Here is a 13,515-nt window from a genome sequence, read left to right on the forward strand (position 1 = left end):
TGACCGGTACCATCGAACTGCCAGAAGGCGTTGAGATGGTAATGCCAGGCGACAACATCAAGATGGTTGTGACTCTGATCCACCCAATCGCGATGGACGACGGTCTGCGTTTCGCAATCCGTGAAGGCGGCCGTACCGTTGGCGCGGGCGTGGTTGCTAAAGTTCTGGGCTAATTAATTATCCCCGAATAAAAAAAGGACGCTTCGGCGTCCTTTTTTGTTTTTTGCCGCTCAGGCGTAGTCATAAAATTTCGCATTTTTTGCCTGCTCCCGTCCCGTATTGTGGCGTTTGTGCTATTGTAATCATAACCATTCTCACTTACACTTTGCGCATAATTTGAACGGGAGTCTCTATGTACGTTTGTTTATGTAATGGTGTAAGCGACAAGAAAATACGTCAGGCCGTTCGCCAGTTTCAGCCTCAGTCATTTCAACAGCTACGCAAATTTGTTCCGGTGGGAAATCAATGCGGTAAATGCGTACGTGCTGCGCGAGAGATCATGCAGGACGAATTGATGCAGATCCCGGAATACAAAGAGATCGCGTAAGCGCCCATCTTTTTTTTGACATCCCTGTAGCCCGATCTACGCTTCAATGAGTGGAAGCGGAGGGACTATATAATGAAAGGTGATGTTAAAATCATAAGTTATCTCAATAAATTATTGGGAAATGAGCTTGTCGCAATTAACCAGTACTTTCTTCACGCGAGAATGTTCAAAAACTGGGGACTCAAACGTTTAAACGACGTTGAGTACCATGAATCTATAGATGAGATGAAACACGCTGATAAATATATCGAGCGTATTTTATTCCTTGAAGGCATTCCAAACCTGCAGGATCTCGGCAAGCTGGGCATCGGAGAAGATGTCGAAGAAATGCTGCGTTCTGACCTCAGGCTGGAACTTGAAGGCGCCAAAGATCTCCGTGAAGCCATTGCCTACGCAGACAGCGTACATGACTACGTCAGCCGCGATATGATGATCCAGATCCTGGCCGATGAAGAAGGCCACATTGACTGGCTGGAAACGGAGCTGGATCTGATTGCTAAAATTGGCCTGCAGAACTACCTTCAGTCACAGATTAAAGTGGAAGAGTAACCAACGTTTTCCAGCCTATGCATAAACCCGCTGCTGCCAGAAATGGCCCAAAAGGCAGCGGGTTTTTTATTGCCTTCTTATCAGGGCGGATTAACGAAAAAACAAGAATGCAAAGAAGCGCCATCAGCGCCGCGAGTAGCGCCAGCGTAGGAAGTACGCACCAGCCGTGCCATGCACCAAGCGCCGCCAGGTATTTCACATCGCCATATCCCATACCTTCACGTCGGCGGATAAACCAGTAGCCCCAGTAAATAACGGCAAAGCCAATATATCCAGCCAACGCACCCGCCACCGCGCTCGGCAGAAAATCAGGATGGATACAGAGCTGAAAGAGCAGACCCGCCCATAGCAGCGGGCAGAGAAATTTATCGGGAAGCAGACCGTAGTGAATATCGGCATGTACCAGTAAGGCAGTCAGTGAAAGATAGATCAGAAGAAAGGGGAGGGTGGTTAGCATGAAAAAGGCCTCAAACGGGTTTGAGCGCATACTCGTTATAATCGGCCTGGTCGGCAATGCACAAAAAACGGAGATGCGTAGCGGCTCGAAACAAAGAATCGACGCAGAATACATTGCATGAAATGCTGCGCGCTCTTACGCATCCTGCGCCTTTGGCGCTTAATTTCTAAACGGCACTTGCGTCTTGCCCAGATTTACGTATAATGCGCGGGCTTGTCGTAATTGACGGCGGGTTCAATCAGAACCAGAGTAGCTCATTTTGTTACTCAACAATGCTCCCAATTGGGGAGCTACGTAAGAACGGTTACACTCTCCCATCAATCGTAATGGGTTTGAGGAGTAATCATTTTCGTTTATAAAATAATTGGAGCTCTGGTCTCATGCAGAACCAAAGAATCCGTATCCGCCTTAAAGCGTTTGATCATCGTCTGATCGATCAATCAACCGCGGAAATCGTCGAGACTGCTAAGCGCACTGGTGCGCAAGTCCGTGGTCCGATCCCGCTGCCGACCCGCAAAGAGCGCTTCACCGTTCTGATCTCCCCGCACGTCAACAAAGACGCGCGCGATCAGTACGAAATCCGCACTCACAAGCGTCTGGTTGACATCGTTGAGCCAACTGAGAAAACCGTTGATGCTCTGATGCGTCTGGATCTGGCTGCCGGTGTAGACGTGCAGATCAGCCTGGGTTAATCAGGTCATCGAGCGATTGAGAGGTTGAAACAATGATTGGTTTAGTCGGTAAAAAAGTGGGTATGACCCGCATCTTCACTGAAGATGGCGTTTCTATCCCAGTAACCGTAATCGAAGTTGAAGCAAACCGCGTTACTCAGGTTAAAGATCTGGCTAACGATGGCTACCGCGCTATTCAGGTTACCACTGGTGCTAAAAAAGCTAACCGTGTAACCAAACCAGAAGCGGGTCACTTCGCTAAAGCTGGCGTAGAAGCTGGCCGTGGTCTGTGGGAATTCCGTCTTGCTGAAGGCGAAGAGTTCACCGTAGGTCAGGACATTAGCGTTGAGCTGTTTGCTGACGTTAAAAAAGTTGACGTAACCGGTACCTCTAAAGGTAAAGGTTTTGCTGGTACCGTTAAGCGCTGGAACTTCCGTACCCAGGACGCTACTCACGGTAACTCCTTGTCTCACCGCGTTCCGGGTTCTATCGGTCAGAACCAGACTCCGGGCAAAGTGTTCAAAGGCAAGAAAATGGCAGGTCAGCTGGGTAACGAACGTGTAACCGTTCAGAGCCTGGACGTAGTACGTGTTGACGCTGAGCGCAACCTGCTGCTGGTTAAAGGTGCAGTTCCGGGTGCAACCGGTAGCGACCTGATCGTTAAACCAGCTGTGAAGGCGTAAGGGGATAGCAATGGAATTAGTATTGAAAGACGCGCAGAGCGCGCTGACTGTTTCCGAAACTACCTTCGGTCGTGATTTCAACGAAGCGCTGGTTCACCAGGTTGTTGTTGCTTATGCAGCTGGTGCTCGTCAGGGTACTCGTGCTCAGAAGACTCGTGCTGAAGTAACTGGTTCTGGCAAAAAGCCATGGCGCCAGAAAGGTACCGGCCGTGCGCGTTCAGGTTCTATCAAGAGCCCGATCTGGCGTTCAGGTGGTGTGACCTTCGCTGCGCGTCCACAGGACCACAGTCAAAAAGTTAACAAAAAGATGTACCGCGGCGCGCTGAAAAGCATCCTGTCCGAACTGGTACGTCAGGATCGTCTGATCGTTGTCGAGAAGTTCTCTGTAGAAGCGCCTAAAACTAAGCTGCTGGCACAGAAACTGAAAGACATGGCTCTGGAAGATGTGCTGATCATCACCGGTGAGCTGGACGAGAACCTGTTCCTGGCCGCACGTAACCTGCACAAGGTTGACGTACGCGATGCGACTGGTATCGACCCGGTTAGCCTGATCGCCTTCGACAAAGTCGTAATGACTGCTGATGCTGTTAAGCAAGTTGAGGAGATGCTGGCATGATTCGTGAAGAACGTCTGCTGAAGGTGCTTCGCGCACCGCACGTTTCTGAAAAAGCGTCTACTGCGATGGAAAAAACAAACACCATCGTTCTCAAAGTTGCTAAAGACGCGACCAAAGCAGAGATCAAAGCTGCTGTGCAGAAACTGTTTGAAGTCGAAGTCGAAGTCGTTAACACCCTGGTAGTTAAAGGGAAAGTTAAACGTCACGGACAGCGTATCGGTCGTCGTAGCGACTGGAAAAAAGCTTACGTCACCCTGAAAGAAGGCCAGAATCTGGACTTCGTTGGCGGCGCTGAGTAAGTCGGAGGAGTAATACAATGGCAGTTGTTAAATGTAAACCGACATCTCCGGGTCGTCGCCACGTAGTTAAAGTGGTTAACCCTGAGCTGCACAAGGGCAAACCTTTTGCTCCGTTGCTGGAAAAAAACAGCAAATCCGGTGGTCGTAACAACAATGGCCGTATCACCACTCGTCACATCGGTGGTGGCCACAAGCAGGCTTATCGTATTGTTGACTTCAAACGCAACAAAGACGGTATCCCAGCAGTTGTTGAACGTCTTGAGTACGATCCGAACCGTTCCGCGAACATCGCGCTGGTTCTGTACAAAGACGGCGAACGCCGTTACATCCTGGCCCCTAAAGGCCTGAAAGCTGGCGACCAGATTCAGTCTGGCGTTGATGCTGCAATCAAAGCAGGCAACACCCTGCCGATGCGCAATATCCCGGTTGGTTCTACCGTTCATAACGTAGAAATGAAACCAGGTAAAGGCGGTCAGCTGGCACGTTCCGCTGGTACTTACGTTCAGATCGTTGCGCGTGATGGTGCTTATGTCACCCTGCGTCTGCGTTCTGGTGAAATGCGTAAAGTCGAAGCAGACTGCCGCGCTACTCTGGGCGAAGTTGGCAATGCTGAGCATATGCTGCGCGTTCTGGGTAAAGCAGGTGCTGCACGCTGGCGTGGTGTTCGTCCTACCGTTCGCGGTACTGCGATGAACCCAGTCGACCACCCACATGGTGGTGGTGAAGGTCGTAACTTTGGTAAGCACCCGGTAACTCCGTGGGGCGTTCAGACCAAAGGTAAGAAGACCCGCAGCAACAAGCGTACTGATAAATTTATCGTACGTCGCCGTAGCAAATAATTTTAGAGGATAAGCCATGCCACGTTCTCTCAAGAAAGGTCCTTTTATTGACCTGCACTTGCTGAAGAAGGTAGAGAAAGCGGTGGAAAGCGGAGACAAGAAGCCCCTGCGCACTTGGTCCCGTCGTTCAACGATCTTTCCTAACATGATCGGTTTGACCATCGCTGTCCATAATGGTCGTCAGCACGTTCCAGTCTTTGTTACCGACGAAATGGTTGGTCACAAACTGGGTGAATTCGCACCGACTCGTACTTATCGCGGCCACGCTGCTGATAAAAAAGCGAAGAAGAAATAAGGTAGGAGGAAGAGATGGAAACTTTAGCTCAACATCGCCATGCTCGTTCTTCTGCTCAGAAGGTTCGCCTTGTTGCTGACCTGATTCGCGGTAAGAAAGTGTCGCAGGCCCTGGACATCCTGACCTATACCAACAAGAAAGCTGCGGTATTGGTCAAGAAAGTACTGGAATCTGCCATTGCTAACGCTGAACACAACGATGGCGCTGACATCGACGATCTGAAAGTCGCGAAAATTTTCGTAGATGAAGGCCCAAGCATGAAGCGCATTATGCCGCGTGCGAAAGGTCGTGCAGATCGCATCCTGAAGCGCACCAGCCACATTACTGTGGTTGTGTCCGATCGCTGAGACTCTGGAGACTAGCAATGGGTCAGAAAGTACATCCTAATGGTATTCGCCTGGGTATTGTAAAACCATGGAACTCTACCTGGTTTGCGAACACCAAAGAATTCGCTGACAACCTGGACAGCGATTTTAAAGTACGTCAGTACCTGACTAAGGAACTGGCTAAAGCGTCTGTATCTCGTATCGTTATCGAGCGTCCAGCTAAGAGCATCCGTGTGACTATTCACACTGCTCGCCCTGGCATCGTTATCGGTAAGAAAGGCGAAGACGTAGAAAAACTGCGCAAGGTCGTAGCGGATATCGCTGGCGTTCCTGCACAGATCAATATCGCTGAAGTTCGTAAGCCTGAACTGGACGCTAAATTGGTTGCTGACAGCATCACTTCTCAGCTGGAACGTCGTGTTATGTTCCGTCGTGCTATGAAGCGTGCTGTACAGAACGCAATGCGTCTGGGCGCTAAAGGTATCAAAGTTGAAGTTAGCGGCCGTCTGGGCGGCGCGGAAATCGCACGTACCGAATGGTACCGTGAAGGTCGCGTACCGCTGCACACTCTGCGTGCTGACATCGACTACAACACCTCTGAAGCGCACACCACTTACGGTGTAATCGGCGTTAAGGTATGGATCTTCAAAGGTGAGATCCTGGGTGGTATGGCTGCTGTTGAACAACCGGAAAAACCGGCTGCTCAACCTAAAAAGCAGCAGCGTAAAGGCCGTAAATAAGGAGCGTCGCTGATGTTACAACCAAAGCGTACAAAATTCCGTAAAGTGCACAAAGGCCGCAACCGTGGTCTGGCGCAGGGTACGGATGTTAGCTTCGGCACTTTCGGTCTGAAAGCTGTTGGCCGTGGTCGTCTGACTGCACGTCAGATCGAAGCAGCACGTCGTGCAATGACCCGTGCAGTTAAGCGTCAAGGTAAGATCTGGATCCGTGTATTCCCGGACAAACCGATCACCGAGAAGCCGCTGGAAGTTCGTATGGGTAAAGGTAAAGGTAACGTGGAGTACTGGGTTGCCTTGATCCAACCGGGCAAAGTCCTTTATGAAATGGACGGTGTTCCGGAAGAGCTGGCCCGTGAAGCCTTCGGCCTGGCAGCAGCGAAACTGCCTATCAAAACCACCTTTGTAACTAAGACGGTGATGTAATGAAAGCAAAAGAGCTGCGTGAAAAAAGCGTTGAAGAGCTGAACGCTGAGCTGCTGAACCTGCTGCGTGAGCAGTTCAACCTGCGTATGCAGGCTGCAAGTGGCCAGCTGCAACAGACTCACCTGCTGAAGCAAGTGCGTCGCAATGTTGCACGCGTTAAGACTTTACTGACTCAGAAGGCGGGTGCGTAATGACCGATAAAATCCGTACTCTGCAAGGTCGTGTTGTTAGCGACAAAATGGAGAAATCCATTGTTGTAGCTATCGAACGTATTGTGAAACACCCGATCTACGGTAAATTCATCAAGCGTACGACCAAACTGCACGTACATGACGAGAACAACGAATGTGGTATCGGCGACAAGGTTGAAATCCGTGAATGCCGTCCACTGTCCAAGACTAAGTCCTGGACGCTGGTTCGCGTTGTAGAGAAAGCGGTTCTGTAATACAGTACGCCTTCTCAATACGAATAAACGGCTCAGCGATGAGCCGTTTATTTTTTCTACCCATATCGCAGAAGCGGTGTTATAATGCCGCGCCCTCGATATGGGGCTTTTTAACGGCTCTGATTTTAGAGTCTCAGGTAGTAGTTGACATTAGCGGAGCACTAAAATGATCCAAGAACAGACTATGCTGAACGTCGCCGACAACTCCGGTGCACGTCGCGTAATGTGTATCAAGGTTCTGGGTGGCTCGCACCGTCGCTACGCAGGCGTAGGCGACATCATCAAGATCACCATCAAGGAAGCAATTCCACGTGGTAAGGTCAAAAAAGGTGATGTGCTGAAGGCGGTAGTGGTGCGCACCAAGAAGGGTGTTCGTCGCCCTGACGGTTCTGTCATTCGCTTCGATGGTAATGCATGCGTTATTTTAAACAATAACAGCGAGCAGCCTATCGGCACGCGTATCTTTGGGCCGGTAACTCGTGAACTTCGTACTGAGAAGTTCATGAAAATTATCTCTCTGGCACCAGAAGTACTCTAAGGAGCGAATCATGGCAGCGAAAATCCGTCGTGATGACGAAGTTATCGTGTTAACCGGTAAAGATAAAGGTAAACGCGGTAAAGTAAAAAATGTTCTGTCTTCCGGCAAACTTGTCGTTGAAGGTATCAACCTGGTTAAGAAACATCAGAAGCCGGTTCCGGCCCTGAACCAACCAGGCGGCATCGTTGAAAAAGAAGCTGCTATTCAGGTTTCTAACGTTGCAATCTTCAATGCGGCTACCGGCAAGGCTGACCGTGTAGGCTTTAGATTCGAAGACGGCAAAAAAGTCCGTTTCTTCAAGTCTAACAGCGAAACTATCAAGTAATTTGGAGTAGTACGATGGCGAAACTGCATGATTACTACAAAGACGAAGTAGTTAACAAACTCATGACTGAGTTTAACTACAATTCTGTCATGCAAGTCCCTCGGGTCGAGAAGATCACCCTGAACATGGGTGTTGGTGAAGCGATCGCTGACAAGAAACTGCTGGATAACGCAGCAGCTGACCTGACAGCAATCTCCGGTCAAAAACCGCTGATCACCAAAGCACGCAAATCTGTTGCAGGCTTCAAAATCCGTCAGGGCTATCCGATCGGCTGTAAAGTAACTCTGCGTGGCGAACGCATGTGGGAGTTCTTTGAGCGCCTGATCACTATTGCTGTTCCACGTATCCGTGACTTCCGTGGCTTGTCCGCTAAGTCTTTCGACGGTCGTGGTAACTACAGCATGGGTGTCCGTGAGCAGATCATCTTCCCAGAAATCGACTACGATAAAGTCGACCGCGTGCGTGGTTTGGATATTACCATTACCACTACTGCGAAATCTGACGAAGAAGGCCGTGCTCTGCTGGCTGCCTTTGACTTCCCGTTCCGCAAGTAAGGTAGGGTTACTGAATGGCTAAGCAATCAATGAAAGCACGCGAAGTAAAGCGCGTAGCTTTAGCTGATAAATTCTTCGCTAAACGCGCTGAACTGAAAGCGATCATTTCTGATGTGAACGCTTCCGACGAAGATCGTTGGAATGCGGTTCTCAAGCTGCAGTCTCTGCCGCGTGATTCCAGCCCGTCTCGTCAGCGTAACCGCTGTCGTCAAACAGGTCGTCCACATGGTTATGTGGGCAAGTTTGGGTTGAGCCGTATCAAACTGCGTGAAGCCGCTATGCGCGGTGAAGTGCCAGGCTTGAAAAAGGCTAGCTGGTAATTACCAATTGAATCACGGGAGTAAAGACAGATGAGCATGCAAGATCCGATCGCGGATATGCTGACCCGTATCCGTAACGGTCAGGCCGCGAACAAAGTTGCGGTCACCATGCCTTCCGCCAAGCTGAAAGTGGCAATTGCCAACGTGCTTAAGGAAGAAGGTTTTATCGAAGATTTTAAAGTTGAAGGCGACACCAAGCCGGAACTGGAACTTACTCTCAAGTATTTCCAGGGTAAAGCTGTTGTAGAAAGCATTCAGCGTGTCAGCCGCCCAGGCCTGCGCATCTATAAGAAAAAAGATGAGCTGCCAAAAGTTATGGCTGGTCTTGGTATCGCAGTTGTTTCTACCTCTAAAGGTGTTATGACTGATCGTGCAGCGCGCCAGGCTGGTCTTGGTGGCGAAATTATCTGCTACGTAGCCTAATCGGAGGAAAGAATGTCTCGTGTTGCTAAAGCACCGGTCGTTATTCCTGCCGGCGTTGATGTAAAAATCGACGGTCAGGTTATTACGATCAAAGGTAAAAACGGCGAGCTGACTCGTACCCTCAACAAAGCTGTTGAAGTTAAACATGCAGATAACGCTCTGACCTTCGGTCCACGTGATGGTTTCGTGGATGGTTGGGCTCAGGCTGGTACCGCGCGTGCCCTGCTGAACTCAATGGTTGTTGGTGTTACCGAAGGCTTCACTAAAAAGCTTCAGCTGGTTGGTGTAGGTTATCGTGCAGCTATCAAAGGGAATGCAGTAGGCCTGTCTCTGGGCTTCTCACACCCTGTTGAGCATCCGCTGCCGGCCGGTATCACTGCAGAATGTCCGACTCAAACTGAAATCGTGCTGAAAGGCGCTGATAAACAGCTGATCGGTCAGGTTGCAGCAGATCTGCGCGCCTACCGTCGTCCTGAGCCTTACAAAGGCAAGGGTGTTCGTTACGCCGACGAAGTCGTGCGTACCAAAGAGGCTAAGAAGAAGTAAGGTAACACTATGGATAAGAAATCTGCTCGTATCCGTCGTGCGACCCGCGCACGCCGCAAGCTCAAAGAGCTGGGTGCAACTCGCCTGGTGGTACATCGTACCCCGCGTCATATTTACGCACAGGTAATTGCACCGAACGGTTCTGAAGTTCTGGTAGCTGCTTCTACTGTAGAAAAAGCTATCTCAGAACAATTGAAGTACACCGGTAACAAAGACGCCGCTGCAGCTGTAGGTAAAGCTGTTGCTGAACGCGCTCTGGAAAAAGGCATCAGCAATGTTTCCTTTGACCGTTCCGGGTTCCAATATCATGGTCGTGTCCAGGCACTGGCAGATGCTGCCCGTGAAGCTGGCCTTCAGTTCTAAGGTAGAGGTGTAAGATGGCTCACATCGAAAAACAGGCTGGCGAACTGCAGGAAAAGCTGATCGCGGTAAACCGCGTATCTAAAACCGTTAAAGGTGGTCGTATTTTCTCCTTCACAGCTCTGACTGTAGTAGGCGATGGTAACGGTCGCGTTGGTTTTGGTTACGGTAAAGCGCGTGAAGTTCCAGCAGCGATCCAGAAAGCGATGGAAAAAGCCCGTCGCAACATGATTAACGTCGCGCTGAACAACGGCACCCTGCAGCACCCAGTTAAAGGTGTTCACACGGGTTCTCGTGTATTCATGCAGCCAGCTTCAGAAGGTACCGGTATCATCGCCGGTGGTGCAATGCGCGCCGTTCTGGAAGTTGCTGGGGTTCATAACGTTCTGGCTAAAGCATATGGTTCCACCAACCCGATCAACGTGGTTCGTGCAACTATTGATGGCCTGGAAAATATGAATTCTCCAGAAATGGTCGCTGCCAAGCGTGGTAAATCCGTTGAAGAAATTCTGGGGTAATTGACCATGGCAAAGACTATTAAAATCACTCAAACCCGCAGTGCAATCGGTCGTCTGCCGAAACACAAGGCAACGCTGCTTGGCCTGGGTCTGCGTCGTATTGGTCATACCGTTGAGCGCGAGGATACTCCTGCTGTTCGTGGTATGGTCAACGCGGTTTACTTCATGGTTAAAGTTGAGGAGTAAGAGATGCGTTTAAATACTCTGTCTCCGGCCGAAGGCTCTAAAAAGGCGGGTAAACGCCTGGGTCGTGGTATCGGTTCTGGCCTCGGCAAAACCGGTGGTCGTGGTCACAAAGGTCAGAACTCTCGTTCTGGCGGTGGCGTACGTCGCGGTTTCGAGGGTGGCCAGATGCCACTGTACCGTCGTCTGCCGAAGTTCGGCTTCACCTCTCGCAAAGCAGCGATCACAGCGGAAATCCGTCTGTCTGACCTGGCGAAAGTTGAAGGCGGCGTTGTAGACCTGAACACGCTGAAAGCAGCAAACATTATCGGTATCCAGATCGAGTTCGCGAAAGTGATCCTGGCTGGTGAAGTTTCTACTCCGGTAACTGTTCGTGGCCTGCGTGTTACTAAAGGTGCTCGTGCTGCTATCGAAGCTGCTGGCGGTAAAATTGAGGAATAAGTAGCAGATGGCTAAGCAACCGGGATTAGATTTTCAAAGTGCCAAAGGTGGATTTGGCGAGCTGAAACGCAGACTGCTGTTTGTTATCGGCGCGCTGATTGTGTTCCGTATTGGCTCTTTTATTCCGATCCCTGGTATCGATGCCGCTGTACTTGCCAAACTGCTTGAGCAACAGCGAGGCACCATCATTGAAATGTTCAACATGTTCTCTGGTGGTGCTCTCAGCCGTGCTTCTATCTTCGCATTGGGTATTATGCCGTACATTTCGGCATCTATTATTATCCAACTGCTGACGGTCGTTCATCCGGCCCTGGCAGAGTTGAAGAAAGAAGGGGAGTCTGGACGTCGTAAGATTAGTCAGTACACCCGTTACGGTACTCTGGTGCTGGCAATATTCCAGTCGATCGGTATTGCTACCGGTCTGCCGAATATGCCTGGTATGCAGGGCCTGGTGTTAAACCCGGGCTTTGCATTCTACTTCACCGCTGTTGTAAGTCTGGTCACAGGGACTATGTTCCTGATGTGGCTCGGCGAACAGATTACTGAGCGTGGTATCGGTAACGGTATCTCAATCATTATCTTCGCCGGTATTGTTGCGGGCCTCCCGCCAGCCATCGCCCATACTATTGAGCAAGCGCGTCAAGGCGACCTGCACTTCCTCCTGTTGCTGTTGGTTGCAGTATTAGTATTTGCAGTGACGTTCTTTGTTGTCTTCGTTGAACGTGGTCAACGCCGCATTGTGGTGAACTACGCTAAACGTCAGCAGGGTCGTCGTGTCTATGCTGCACAGAGCACACATTTACCGCTGAAAGTGAACATGGCGGGGGTTATCCCGGCTATCTTCGCTTCCAGTATTATTCTGTTCCCGGCGACCATCGCGTCATGGTTCGGGGGCGGTACTGGTTGGAACTGGCTGACAACAATTTCGCTGTATTTGCAGCCTGGGCAACCACTTTATGTGTTACTCTATGCGTCTGCGATCATCTTCTTCTGTTTCTTCTACACGGCGTTGGTCTTCAACCCGCGTGAAACAGCAGATAACCTGAAGAAGTCCGGTGCATTTGTACCAGGAATTCGTCCGGGAGAGCAAACGGCGAAGTATATCGATAAAGTAATGACTCGCCTGACTTTGGTTGGTGCGCTTTATATTACTTTTATCTGCCTGATCCCGGAGTTCATGCGTGATGCAATGAAAGTACCGTTCTACTTCGGTGGGACCTCACTGCTTATCGTTGTTGTCGTGATTATGGACTTTATGGCTCAAGTGCAAACTCTGATGATGTCCAGTCAGTACGAGTCTGCATTGAAGAAGGCGAACCTGAAAGGCTACGGCCGCTAAATGGTCGCCTGAGAAGTTACGGAGAGTAAAAATGAAAGTTCGTGCTTCCGTCAAGAAATTATGCCGTAACTGCAAAATCGTTAAGCGTGATGGTGTCATCCGTGTGATTTGCAGTGCCGAGCCGAAGCATAAACAGCGCCAAGGCTGATTATTTCGCATATTTTTCTTGCAAAGTTGGGTTGAGCTGGCTAGATTAGCCAGCCAATCTTTTGTATGTCTGTACGTTTCCATTTGAGTATCCTGAAAACGGGCTTTTCAGCATGGTGCGTACATATTAAATAGTAGGAGTGCATAGTGGCCCGTATAGCAGGCATTAACATTCCTGATCAGAAACATGCTGTGATCGCATTAACTTCGATCTACGGCGTCGGCAAGACCCGTTCTAAAGCCATTCTGGCTGCAGCGGGTATCGCTGAAGATGTTAAGATCAGTGAGCTGTCTGAAGAACAAATCGACACGCTGCGTGACGAAGTTGCCAAATTTGTCGTTGAAGGTGATCTGCGCCGTGAAATCAGCATGAGCATCAAGCGCCTGATGGATCTTGGTTGCTATCGCGGTTTGCGTCATCGTCGTGGTCTGCCAGTGCGCGGTCAGCGTACTAAGACCAACGCACGTACCCGTAAGGGTCCGCGCAAACCGATCAAGAAATAATCGGGGTGATTGAATAATGGCAAAGGCACCAGTTCGTGCACGTAAACGTGTAAGAAAACAAGTCTCTGACGGCGTGGCTCATATCCATGCTTCTTTCAACAACACCATCGTTACTATTACTGATCGTCAGGGTAACGCATTGGGTTGGGCAACAGCCGGTGGTTCCGGTTTCCGTGGTTCTCGCAAATCCACTCCGTTCGCAGCTCAGGTTGCAGCAGAGCGTTGCGCAGAAGCCGTAAAAGAATACGGCATCAAGAATCTGGAAGTTATGGTTAAAGGTCCGGGTCCGGGTCGTGAATCTACTGTTCGCGCTCTGAACGCCGCTGGTTTCCGCATCACGAATATTACTGATGTGACTCCGATCCCTCATAACGGTTGTCGTCCGCCGAAAAAACGTCGCGTATAACGCTCCGTTTTTTAGGTTAGT

Annotated in this window: 28 protein-coding genes and 1 pseudogene; 28 read left to right on the forward strand and 1 reads right to left on the reverse strand. The window is 50.1% G+C overall.

Annotated features, from left to right (window positions below):
• From tuf to bfr, 3 genes and pseudogenes are all read left to right on the forward strand, one after another.
• Positions 1–173, forward strand: a pseudogene (gene tuf, locus P349_RS25880) (elongation factor Tu); the annotation flags it as partial.
• Positions 174–352: 179 nt separating this feature from the next.
• Positions 353–547: a bacterioferritin-associated ferredoxin gene (gene bfd, locus P349_RS00480; protein ID WP_008503493.1), complete on the forward strand. Its 195-nt coding sequence runs from the start codon at positions 353–355 to the stop codon at positions 545–547.
• A 72-nt stretch (positions 548–619) separates the two neighbouring features.
• Positions 620–1,096, forward strand: a complete 477-nt coding sequence (gene bfr, locus P349_RS00475) for a bacterioferritin (RefSeq protein ID WP_008503492.1) — start codon at positions 620–622, stop codon at positions 1,094–1,096.
• Here bfr and P349_RS00470 read toward each other — a convergent pair.
• Entirely contained in the window at positions 1,080–1,553 is a 474-nt protein-coding gene (locus tag P349_RS00470; RefSeq protein ID WP_032647907.1) for a prepilin peptidase, read from the reverse strand. The genes bfr and P349_RS00470 overlap by 17 nt on opposite strands.
• Before the next feature lie 380 nt (positions 1,554–1,933).
• Between P349_RS00470 and rpsJ the strand changes: the two genes are divergently transcribed.
• The 25 genes from rpsJ (at position 1,934) to rpsK (ending at position 13,494) form a co-directional block, all read left to right on the forward strand.
• On the forward strand, positions 1,934–2,245 hold the full coding sequence (gene rpsJ, locus P349_RS00465) for a 30S ribosomal protein S10 (protein WP_001181005.1): 312 nt from the start codon (positions 1,934–1,936) through the stop codon (positions 2,243–2,245).
• Between the two features lie 32 nt (positions 2,246–2,277).
• The gene (gene rplC / locus P349_RS00460; RefSeq protein ID WP_003863274.1) at positions 2,278–2,907 is read left to right on the forward strand and encodes a 50S ribosomal protein L3; all 630 of its coding nucleotides are present in this window, start codon (positions 2,278–2,280) and stop codon (positions 2,905–2,907) included.
• Positions 2,908–2,917: 10 nt separating this feature from the next.
• Positions 2,918–3,523 (forward strand): 50S ribosomal protein L4, encoded by a 606-nt coding sequence (rplD, locus tag P349_RS00455; protein ID WP_000424395.1) that lies wholly within the window; start codon positions 2,918–2,920, stop codon positions 3,521–3,523.
• Positions 3,520–3,822 (forward strand): 50S ribosomal protein L23, encoded by a 303-nt coding sequence (rplW, locus tag P349_RS00450; protein WP_000617546.1) that lies wholly within the window; start codon positions 3,520–3,522, stop codon positions 3,820–3,822. Before rplD ends, rplW begins: the two co-directional genes overlap by 4 nt.
• Before the next feature lie 17 nt (positions 3,823–3,839).
• Entirely contained in the window at positions 3,840–4,661 is an 822-nt protein-coding gene (rplB, locus tag P349_RS00445; protein ID WP_000301859.1) for a 50S ribosomal protein L2, read from the forward strand.
• Positions 4,662–4,677: 16 nt separating this feature from the next.
• A complete protein-coding gene (rpsS, locus tag P349_RS00440) occupies positions 4,678–4,956 on the forward strand; it encodes a 30S ribosomal protein S19 (RefSeq protein ID WP_001138117.1) in 279 nt (92 codons plus the stop codon).
• A gap of 14 nt (positions 4,957–4,970) precedes the next feature.
• Positions 4,971–5,303, forward strand: a complete 333-nt coding sequence (gene rplV / locus P349_RS00435) for a 50S ribosomal protein L22 (RefSeq protein ID WP_002919773.1) — start codon at positions 4,971–4,973, stop codon at positions 5,301–5,303.
• A gap of 17 nt (positions 5,304–5,320) precedes the next feature.
• Complete coding sequence (rpsC, locus tag P349_RS00430; protein WP_000529945.1) at positions 5,321–6,022, forward strand: 30S ribosomal protein S3; 702 nt, start codon at positions 5,321–5,323, stop codon at positions 6,020–6,022.
• Between the two features lie 12 nt (positions 6,023–6,034).
• Positions 6,035–6,445, forward strand: coding sequence for a 50S ribosomal protein L16 (gene rplP, locus P349_RS00425; RefSeq protein WP_002919759.1), 411 nt, complete (start codon positions 6,035–6,037; stop codon positions 6,443–6,445).
• The gene (gene rpmC, locus P349_RS00420; RefSeq protein WP_003863282.1) at positions 6,445–6,636 is read left to right on the forward strand and encodes a 50S ribosomal protein L29; all 192 of its coding nucleotides are present in this window, start codon (positions 6,445–6,447) and stop codon (positions 6,634–6,636) included. Before rplP ends, rpmC begins: the two co-directional genes overlap by 1 nt.
• The gene (rpsQ, locus tag P349_RS00415; RefSeq protein WP_008503489.1) at positions 6,636–6,890 is read left to right on the forward strand and encodes a 30S ribosomal protein S17; all 255 of its coding nucleotides are present in this window, start codon (positions 6,636–6,638) and stop codon (positions 6,888–6,890) included. The genes rpmC and rpsQ overlap by 1 nt, the downstream gene beginning before the upstream one ends.
• Before the next feature lie 166 nt (positions 6,891–7,056).
• Positions 7,057–7,428: a 50S ribosomal protein L14 gene (rplN, locus tag P349_RS00410; RefSeq protein ID WP_002919748.1), complete on the forward strand. Its 372-nt coding sequence runs from the start codon at positions 7,057–7,059 to the stop codon at positions 7,426–7,428.
• 10 nt (positions 7,429–7,438) lie between these two features.
• Positions 7,439–7,753, forward strand: a complete 315-nt coding sequence (rplX, locus tag P349_RS00405) for a 50S ribosomal protein L24 (RefSeq protein WP_003863287.1) — start codon at positions 7,439–7,441, stop codon at positions 7,751–7,753.
• Between the two features lie 14 nt (positions 7,754–7,767).
• The gene (rplE, locus tag P349_RS00400) at positions 7,768–8,307 is read left to right on the forward strand and encodes a 50S ribosomal protein L5 (RefSeq protein WP_001096206.1); all 540 of its coding nucleotides are present in this window, start codon (positions 7,768–7,770) and stop codon (positions 8,305–8,307) included.
• A gap of 14 nt (positions 8,308–8,321) precedes the next feature.
• Positions 8,322–8,627, forward strand: coding sequence for a 30S ribosomal protein S14 (gene rpsN, locus P349_RS00395; protein WP_003863291.1), 306 nt, complete (start codon positions 8,322–8,324; stop codon positions 8,625–8,627).
• 30 nt (positions 8,628–8,657) lie between these two features.
• Positions 8,658–9,050 (forward strand): 30S ribosomal protein S8, encoded by a 393-nt coding sequence (gene rpsH / locus P349_RS00390; RefSeq protein ID WP_006178918.1) that lies wholly within the window; start codon positions 8,658–8,660, stop codon positions 9,048–9,050.
• Positions 9,051–9,062: 12 nt separating this feature from the next.
• Entirely contained in the window at positions 9,063–9,596 is a 534-nt protein-coding gene (gene rplF, locus P349_RS00385) for a 50S ribosomal protein L6 (RefSeq protein WP_003863296.1), read from the forward strand.
• Between the two features lie 9 nt (positions 9,597–9,605).
• A complete protein-coding gene (rplR, locus tag P349_RS00380; RefSeq protein WP_003863297.1) occupies positions 9,606–9,959 on the forward strand; it encodes a 50S ribosomal protein L18 in 354 nt (117 codons plus the stop codon).
• Between the two features lie 14 nt (positions 9,960–9,973).
• Complete coding sequence (gene rpsE, locus P349_RS00375; protein ID WP_003863299.1) at positions 9,974–10,474, forward strand: 30S ribosomal protein S5; 501 nt, start codon at positions 9,974–9,976, stop codon at positions 10,472–10,474.
• 6 nt (positions 10,475–10,480) lie between these two features.
• Positions 10,481–10,660 carry a 50S ribosomal protein L30 gene (gene rpmD, locus P349_RS00370; protein WP_003863301.1) on the forward strand — a complete coding sequence of 60 codons (180 nt, stop codon included), beginning with the start codon at positions 10,481–10,483 and terminating at the stop codon, positions 10,658–10,660.
• Between the two features lie 3 nt (positions 10,661–10,663).
• Positions 10,664–11,098: a 50S ribosomal protein L15 gene (gene rplO / locus P349_RS00365; protein ID WP_003863304.1), complete on the forward strand. Its 435-nt coding sequence runs from the start codon at positions 10,664–10,666 to the stop codon at positions 11,096–11,098.
• A 7-nt stretch (positions 11,099–11,105) separates the two neighbouring features.
• The gene (secY, locus tag P349_RS00360) at positions 11,106–12,437 is read left to right on the forward strand and encodes a preprotein translocase subunit SecY (RefSeq protein WP_003863305.1); all 1,332 of its coding nucleotides are present in this window, start codon (positions 11,106–11,108) and stop codon (positions 12,435–12,437) included.
• Between the two features lie 31 nt (positions 12,438–12,468).
• Positions 12,469–12,585: a 50S ribosomal protein L36 gene (rpmJ, locus tag P349_RS0124815; protein ID WP_000868187.1), complete on the forward strand. Its 117-nt coding sequence runs from the start codon at positions 12,469–12,471 to the stop codon at positions 12,583–12,585.
• Between the two features lie 146 nt (positions 12,586–12,731).
• Positions 12,732–13,088: a 30S ribosomal protein S13 gene (gene rpsM / locus P349_RS00355; RefSeq protein WP_003863308.1), complete on the forward strand. Its 357-nt coding sequence runs from the start codon at positions 12,732–12,734 to the stop codon at positions 13,086–13,088.
• Between the two features lie 16 nt (positions 13,089–13,104).
• Complete coding sequence (rpsK, locus tag P349_RS0124820; RefSeq protein WP_003863312.1) at positions 13,105–13,494, forward strand: 30S ribosomal protein S11; 390 nt, start codon at positions 13,105–13,107, stop codon at positions 13,492–13,494.
• Positions 13,495–13,515 lie beyond the last annotated feature (21 nt).

This window comes from Enterobacter sp. DC4 (genome assembly GCF_000568095.1).
GTDB lineage: Bacteria > Pseudomonadota > Gammaproteobacteria > Enterobacterales > Enterobacteriaceae > Enterobacter > Enterobacter pseudoroggenkampii.

Bases quoted from the DNA above. Each gene is read 5' to 3' on its own strand.
- bfd (WP_008503493.1), top strand. From the start codon at position 353: ATGTACGTTTGTTTATGTAATGGTGTAAGCGACAAGAAAATACGTCAG.
- bfr (WP_008503492.1), top strand. From the start codon at position 620: ATGAAAGGTGATGTTAAAATCATAAGTTATCTCAATAAATTATTGGGA.
- P349_RS00470 (WP_032647907.1), bottom strand. From the start codon at position 1,553: ATGCTAACCACCCTCCCCTTTCTTCTGATCTATCTTTCACTGACTGCC.
- rpsJ (WP_001181005.1), top strand. From the start codon at position 1,934: ATGCAGAACCAAAGAATCCGTATCCGCCTTAAAGCGTTTGATCATCGT.
- rplC (WP_003863274.1), top strand. From the start codon at position 2,278: ATGATTGGTTTAGTCGGTAAAAAAGTGGGTATGACCCGCATCTTCACT.
- rplD (WP_000424395.1), top strand. From the start codon at position 2,918: ATGGAATTAGTATTGAAAGACGCGCAGAGCGCGCTGACTGTTTCCGAA.
- rplW (WP_000617546.1), top strand. From the start codon at position 3,520: ATGATTCGTGAAGAACGTCTGCTGAAGGTGCTTCGCGCACCGCACGTT.
- rplB (WP_000301859.1), top strand. From the start codon at position 3,840: ATGGCAGTTGTTAAATGTAAACCGACATCTCCGGGTCGTCGCCACGTA.
- rpsS (WP_001138117.1), top strand. From the start codon at position 4,678: ATGCCACGTTCTCTCAAGAAAGGTCCTTTTATTGACCTGCACTTGCTG.
- rplV (WP_002919773.1), top strand. From the start codon at position 4,971: ATGGAAACTTTAGCTCAACATCGCCATGCTCGTTCTTCTGCTCAGAAG.
- rpsC (WP_000529945.1), top strand. From the start codon at position 5,321: ATGGGTCAGAAAGTACATCCTAATGGTATTCGCCTGGGTATTGTAAAA.
- rplP (WP_002919759.1), top strand. From the start codon at position 6,035: ATGTTACAACCAAAGCGTACAAAATTCCGTAAAGTGCACAAAGGCCGC.
- rpmC (WP_003863282.1), top strand. From the start codon at position 6,445: ATGAAAGCAAAAGAGCTGCGTGAAAAAAGCGTTGAAGAGCTGAACGCT.
- rpsQ (WP_008503489.1), top strand. From the start codon at position 6,636: ATGACCGATAAAATCCGTACTCTGCAAGGTCGTGTTGTTAGCGACAAA.
- rplN (WP_002919748.1), top strand. From the start codon at position 7,057: ATGATCCAAGAACAGACTATGCTGAACGTCGCCGACAACTCCGGTGCA.
- rplX (WP_003863287.1), top strand. From the start codon at position 7,439: ATGGCAGCGAAAATCCGTCGTGATGACGAAGTTATCGTGTTAACCGGT.
- rplE (WP_001096206.1), top strand. From the start codon at position 7,768: ATGGCGAAACTGCATGATTACTACAAAGACGAAGTAGTTAACAAACTC.
- rpsN (WP_003863291.1), top strand. From the start codon at position 8,322: ATGGCTAAGCAATCAATGAAAGCACGCGAAGTAAAGCGCGTAGCTTTA.
- rpsH (WP_006178918.1), top strand. From the start codon at position 8,658: ATGAGCATGCAAGATCCGATCGCGGATATGCTGACCCGTATCCGTAAC.
- rplF (WP_003863296.1), top strand. From the start codon at position 9,063: ATGTCTCGTGTTGCTAAAGCACCGGTCGTTATTCCTGCCGGCGTTGAT.
- rplR (WP_003863297.1), top strand. From the start codon at position 9,606: ATGGATAAGAAATCTGCTCGTATCCGTCGTGCGACCCGCGCACGCCGC.
- rpsE (WP_003863299.1), top strand. From the start codon at position 9,974: ATGGCTCACATCGAAAAACAGGCTGGCGAACTGCAGGAAAAGCTGATC.
- rpmD (WP_003863301.1), top strand. From the start codon at position 10,481: ATGGCAAAGACTATTAAAATCACTCAAACCCGCAGTGCAATCGGTCGT.
- rplO (WP_003863304.1), top strand. From the start codon at position 10,664: ATGCGTTTAAATACTCTGTCTCCGGCCGAAGGCTCTAAAAAGGCGGGT.
- secY (WP_003863305.1), top strand. From the start codon at position 11,106: ATGGCTAAGCAACCGGGATTAGATTTTCAAAGTGCCAAAGGTGGATTT.
- rpmJ (WP_000868187.1), top strand. From the start codon at position 12,469: ATGAAAGTTCGTGCTTCCGTCAAGAAATTATGCCGTAACTGCAAAATC.
- rpsK (WP_003863312.1), top strand. From the start codon at position 13,105: ATGGCAAAGGCACCAGTTCGTGCACGTAAACGTGTAAGAAAACAAGTC.